Raw genomic sequence first — 4,947 nt, forward strand, 5'->3', positions numbered from 1 at the left:
CATAAGAAACTTCTATGGCGGCGCTCCTCGCCGCCACCATCTACTACGAAAATCTAAACTCAAAATAGAGTCTAACCCATTAACCCCTTGACAATAATGGATGATAACAATACAACCAGGCTGAACTTTTTTTGGTGGATCTTAAGGAAGATACCCTGTATAAGAAACTGGTTGTGACAGTATGGAAGAACCATTTAGTGTACTGCTAGTACGTATACAAAAATTTTTGTAACAAATCTCCTGTCATATGTATTGTTAATCTTTTTTTGAGGTGATTTCTCCTATGGAAGCAATGATTGAACGGTGTGCTGGCCTAGATGTACACCAAGAAACAGTAGTAGCCTGTGTATTATTTGGTCCATTAGATCAAAAGCCAAAGACCTCTATTGAAACATTTTCAACTACAACAACAGGACTCTTGGCTTTAAGTGATTGGCTCGCTACCCTTCAGGTATCCGATGTTGTGATGGAAAGTACCGGAGTCTACTGGAAACCAATATGGAATATACTCGAAGGTTCTTTTCACCTTGTTCTTGCCAATGCAAGACATGTCAAAAATGTTCCAGGACGTAAAACTGATGTGAAAGATGCCGAATGGCTTGCCAAGCTTCTAAGATGTGGACTTATTGAAAGCAATTTTGTACCACCGGAGGATATTCGTGATTTACGAGATCTTACTCGTTATCGAAAAAAATTGATTCATCATCGCACATCAGAACAGAATCGCATTCACAAAATTCTTCAAGATGCTAATATCAAGCTAACATCCGTATTATCAGACATTTTTGGTGTATCGGGACGCCGTATCCTTGAAGCGATTCTAAACGGTGAAAAAATAGAGACCGATGGTCTTCGAAAAATGGTGGATTGGCGAACAAAGGCAAGTATTACTGACATTGCCAGTGCAATTAATGGTCGTATTCGCCGTCATCATCGTGATATGTTGCGTTACCATTGGGAGCATATGAGTTATTTAGAAAAAGCCATAGAAGAATTGGAAAAACAAATCGATCAACTCCTGTCCCCCTATCGTAAGGAAGTAGAATTATTGGATGGAATACCTGGTGTGAACAAAGCTGCCGCAGCTACTTTTATTGCAGAGATGGGCGTTGATATGTCCGTATTTAAGTCAGCTAAACATCTTGCCTCTTGGGCTGGTGTGAGTCCTGGAAATTACGAAAGTGCTGGTAAAAAAAAACGAGTAAAACCACACAAGGTAACAAAGCTTTGAAAACGATGGCTGTAGAGTGTGTACTAGCGACATCAAGGCAAAATAATCGAATTGCTTCACATCGAAAAAGGATTACCAAAAGGCAGGGAAAAATGAAGGGACGAATCGCTTCTGCTCATTTACTACTAACGATTGCTTACAACATCTTAAAAACAGGGGAACCCTATCAAGAACTAGGCTCAAATTACCTTGAAGAAAAACAAAATAACAAAGAGTTAAAAATGATCGAATACCTAAAAAAGAAAGGCTATACAATCGATCCATCTGAACAACAAACTGCATAACCAGTTAAAATAACGACATAGTACATTTACGTCCTTCAAAAAAATTAGAATATGGTGGGCTTATTTAAGTATGGCCTTTCACTAAAGTGTTTTCATACAAAAAAGCGATCCTCCTAAAGAAGACCGCATACGTTAGTTAAAGTTCAAGGATATGTTTTTATGTGATTATAATTTATTAACTCACCCCTTGTATCTACAACAACCTCATCTATTCCATAACTATTATGAGCATCATAATAAGGGTAGACTTTTAGAGTTATCTTATATACTCCACCAACTCCGTTCAGTTGCTTAATTTTGAGTATTTCTGTGTCATACGAAGCCCAAGTAAGATTACTTGGTGCATTTTTATCATTTTTATATATTTCAGCAATTGCTTTATCTACTGGTTGTCTAAGACTATTTACAAGTGCATATTTAAGTGTTTCACATAGTTCCGTATCAGCCTCATTTATTGTTTTTGAATAAACTGGCGTATTAAAGCTTATTAAGAATATTGCTATCAAAAGCATTACTGCGAAATTTTTCATTTTATCACCCACTTTAGTTTCCTAAGAACTGTAAAGTTTTATTCAATTATTTTTCCCCAGATAGTGAATAAAGAAAAAGCTGCCTTAAAGACAGCTCCGATCTTCAGCTATAGCACCCGTTAATTCAACAAATAAATTTAAAATGCTAGTTAGTTTTTAGGTTTATTCAGGTCAAATCTTGCTATTTCTTGATTTTCAATTGTTACAACCAAAAAAGCATCCAATGCATATTCTTTAAGGTCATATAATTTTTCTTTTGAAGGTACAAGTAGTGGGACTTGGGAATTTTCTTCACTTACACCTAAATCGTAGCTTAGAGTATACTCACCATTTTCGTCAGGCTTAAGAACAGATGAAAAAGAATGACCGAACCCTACACCACTCCCGTTATAATCGTCAGGATTATAAATATTGAATCCTATTACGTCTTCTGACACCGATTTTAATTTTTCTTTGGGTTCAATCTTAAGTTCAATTCCTTTATCAAATTCTCCAATACCTACTGTTTTATTACCAGTATTTTTAATGGTGAATTCATAAACTAAAGCTGTCGGTATCAGTTCATCTCCCTTTCTTTCTCCTTCAGTTTTCTTAATTGAACCAAGTAAACTTTTATCTTTAACAATATCAATATTCGCATCTTCTAGTTCCAGAGAAGGTTTTCCCTTTATATCCATAACCAATATATCGAATAATTTACCATCAATATAAACTAAGAGTGCCCATTTCCCTGCTTTTGGTAGCACGACATTCGAAGGCAAACTCGCATCTGCACCATTAATTTTACCACCACCGACACCAGTCCTAGACCAAACCCCATCACTTAAAACAGGACTTATATTTGAAGTATCTTGGTTGTAACCAACGATTGTTAATTCACCTTTATCAATCCCCCAAAAATGCCACAACCACTTTTCCACTTTATTTGGTTTTAATTCTGGTCCTATTATGCCCAGTTTATTTTTGTTTCCAACAATATCACTACTTGTACCTGTGCCAAAATCGGTAGCCGTCCTATCCCAATCTATCTTTTCAAAATCTTTTACTGTTACAAAATTGGGAATATCTTCAGGCAGACTGAGTTTATTTGGATTTTGAGGTTCTAGAACTTTGGTTGATGTACAACCACTTACAACAAATAAACACAAAAATAGTGCAACAAAAAGGCTTTTTATTTTCAAGAATTTTCAGCTCATTTCTATTTTCTTATGATTATACCATTAAATCCCAACCATTCAGAATGGTTATTACGTTTGCTTTTTCACTAGCCTGCCCCGATATTTCCATAAGAAACTTCTATGGCGGCGCTCCTCGCCGCCACCATCTACTACGAAAATCTAAACTCAAAATAGAGTCTAACCCATTAACCCCTTGACAATAATGGATGATAACAATACAACCAGGCTGAACTTTTTTTGGTGGATCTTAAGGAAGATACCCTGTATAAGAAACTGGTTGTGACAGTATGGAAGAACCATTTAGTGTACTGCTAGTACGTATACAAAAATTTTTGTAACAAATCTCCTGTCATATGTATTGTTAATCTTTTTTTGAGGTGATTTCTCCTATGGAAGCAATGATTGAACGGTGTGCTGGCCTAGATGTACACCAAGAAACAGTAGTAGCCTGTGTATTATTTGGTCCATTAGATCAAAAGCCAAAGACCTCTATTGAAACATTTTCAACTACAACAACAGGACTCTTGGCTTTAAGTGATTGGCTCGCTACCCTTCAGGTATCCGATGTTGTGATGGAAAGTACCGGAGTCTACTGGAAACCAATATGGAATATACTCGAAGGTTCTTTTCACCTTGTTCTTGCCAATGCAAGACATGTCAAAAATGTTCCAGGACGTAAAACTGATGTGAAAGATGCCGAATGGCTTGCCAAGCTTCTAAGATGTGGACTTATTGAAAGCAATTTTGTACCACCGGAGGATATTCGTGATTTACGAGATCTTACTCGTTATCGAAAAAAATTGATTCATCATCGCACATCAGAACAGAATCGCATTCACAAAATTCTTCAAGATGCTAATATCAAGCTAACATCCGTATTATCAGACATTTTTGGTGTATCGGGACGCCGTATCCTTGAAGCGATTCTAAACGGTGAAAAAATAGAGACCGATGGTCTTCGAAAAATGGTGGATTGGCGAACAAAGGCAAGTATTACTGACATTGCCAGTGCAATTAATGGTCGTATTCGCCGTCATCATCGTGATATGTTGCGTTACCATTGGGAGCATATGAGTTATTTAGAAAAAGCCATAGAAGAATTGGAAAAACAAATCGATCAACTCCTGTCCCCCTATCGTAAGGAAGTAGAATTATTGGATGGAATACCTGGTGTGAACAAAGCTGCCGCAGCTACTTTTATTGCAGAGATGGGCGTTGATATGTCCGTATTTAAGTCAGCTAAACATCTTGCCTCTTGGGCTGGTGTGAGTCCTGGAAATTACGAAAGTGCTGGTAAAAAAAAACGAGTAAAACCACACAAGGTAACAAAGCTTTGAAAACGATGGCTGTAGAGTGTGTACTAGCGACATCAAGGCAAAATAATCGAATTGCTTCACATCGAAAAAGGATTACCAAAAGGCAGGGAAAAATGAAGGGACGAATCGCTTCTGCTCATTTACTACTAACGATTGCTTACAACATCTTAAAAACAGGGGAACCCTATCAAGAACTAGGCTCAAATTACCTTGAAGAAAAACAAAATAACAAAGAGTTAAAAATGATCGAATACCTAAAAAAGAAAGGCTATACAATCGATCCATCTGAACAACAAACTGCATAACCAGTTAAAATAACGACATAGTACATTTACGTCCTTCAAAAAAATTAGAATATGGTGGGCTTATTTAAGTATGGCCTTTCACTAAAGTGTTTTCATACAAAAA

6 protein-coding genes are annotated in these 4,947 nt (G+C 36.7%); 4 read left to right on the forward strand and 2 right to left on the reverse strand.

Features of this window, described 5'->3' with window-relative positions:
- The first annotated feature begins 283 nt into the window (after window positions 1–283).
- Entirely contained in the window at window positions 284–1,231 is a 948-nt protein-coding gene (locus tag ADA55_RS15095; RefSeq protein WP_213068208.1) for an IS110 family transposase, read from the forward strand.
- The gene (locus ADA55_RS30545; RefSeq protein ID WP_054399254.1) at window positions 1,228–1,515 is read left to right on the forward strand and encodes a hypothetical protein; all 288 of its coding nucleotides are present in this window, start codon (window positions 1,228–1,230) and stop codon (window positions 1,513–1,515) included. Before ADA55_RS15095 ends, ADA55_RS30545 begins: the two co-directional genes overlap by 4 nt.
- Before the next feature lie 143 nt (window positions 1,516–1,658).
- On the opposite strand, the gene ADA55_RS15100 is transcribed toward ADA55_RS30545, so the two are convergent.
- Together ADA55_RS15100 and ADA55_RS30055 are read right to left on the reverse strand one after the other, a co-directional pair.
- Complete coding sequence (locus tag ADA55_RS15100; RefSeq protein WP_048685341.1) at window positions 1,659–2,045, reverse strand: DUF3888 domain-containing protein; 387 nt, start codon at window positions 2,043–2,045, stop codon at window positions 1,659–1,661.
- A 149-nt stretch (window positions 2,046–2,194) separates the two neighbouring features.
- Complete coding sequence (locus ADA55_RS30055; protein WP_065421161.1) at window positions 2,195–3,226, reverse strand: hypothetical protein; 1,032 nt, start codon at window positions 3,224–3,226, stop codon at window positions 2,195–2,197.
- 386 nt (window positions 3,227–3,612) lie between these two features.
- Between ADA55_RS30055 and ADA55_RS15110 the strand changes: the two genes are divergently transcribed.
- Both ADA55_RS15110 and ADA55_RS30550 read left to right on the forward strand, forming a co-directional pair.
- Window positions 3,613–4,560 carry an IS110 family transposase gene (locus tag ADA55_RS15110; protein ID WP_213068208.1) on the forward strand — a complete coding sequence of 316 codons (948 nt, stop codon included), beginning with the start codon at window positions 3,613–3,615 and terminating at the stop codon, window positions 4,558–4,560.
- Window positions 4,557–4,844, forward strand: a complete 288-nt coding sequence (locus ADA55_RS30550; RefSeq protein ID WP_054399254.1) for a hypothetical protein — start codon at window positions 4,557–4,559, stop codon at window positions 4,842–4,844. The genes ADA55_RS15110 and ADA55_RS30550 overlap by 4 nt, the downstream gene beginning before the upstream one ends.
- Window positions 4,845–4,947: the final 103 nt, after the last annotated feature.

The organism is Bacillus sp. 220_BSPC (genome assembly GCF_001054655.1).
In the GTDB taxonomy this organism is placed as follows: Bacteria; Bacillota; Bacilli; order Bacillales; family DSM-1321; genus Peribacillus; species Peribacillus frigoritolerans.

Excerpts from the sequence above, each read along its gene's own strand:
- ADA55_RS15095 (WP_213068208.1), top strand. The coding sequence starts at position 284 with ATGGAAGCAATGATTGAACGGTGTGCTGGCCTAGATGTACACCAAGAA.
- ADA55_RS15100 (WP_048685341.1), bottom strand. The coding sequence starts at position 2,045 with ATGAAAAATTTCGCAGTAATGCTTTTGATAGCAATATTCTTAATAAGC.
- ADA55_RS15110 (WP_213068208.1), top strand. The coding sequence starts at position 3,613 with ATGGAAGCAATGATTGAACGGTGTGCTGGCCTAGATGTACACCAAGAA.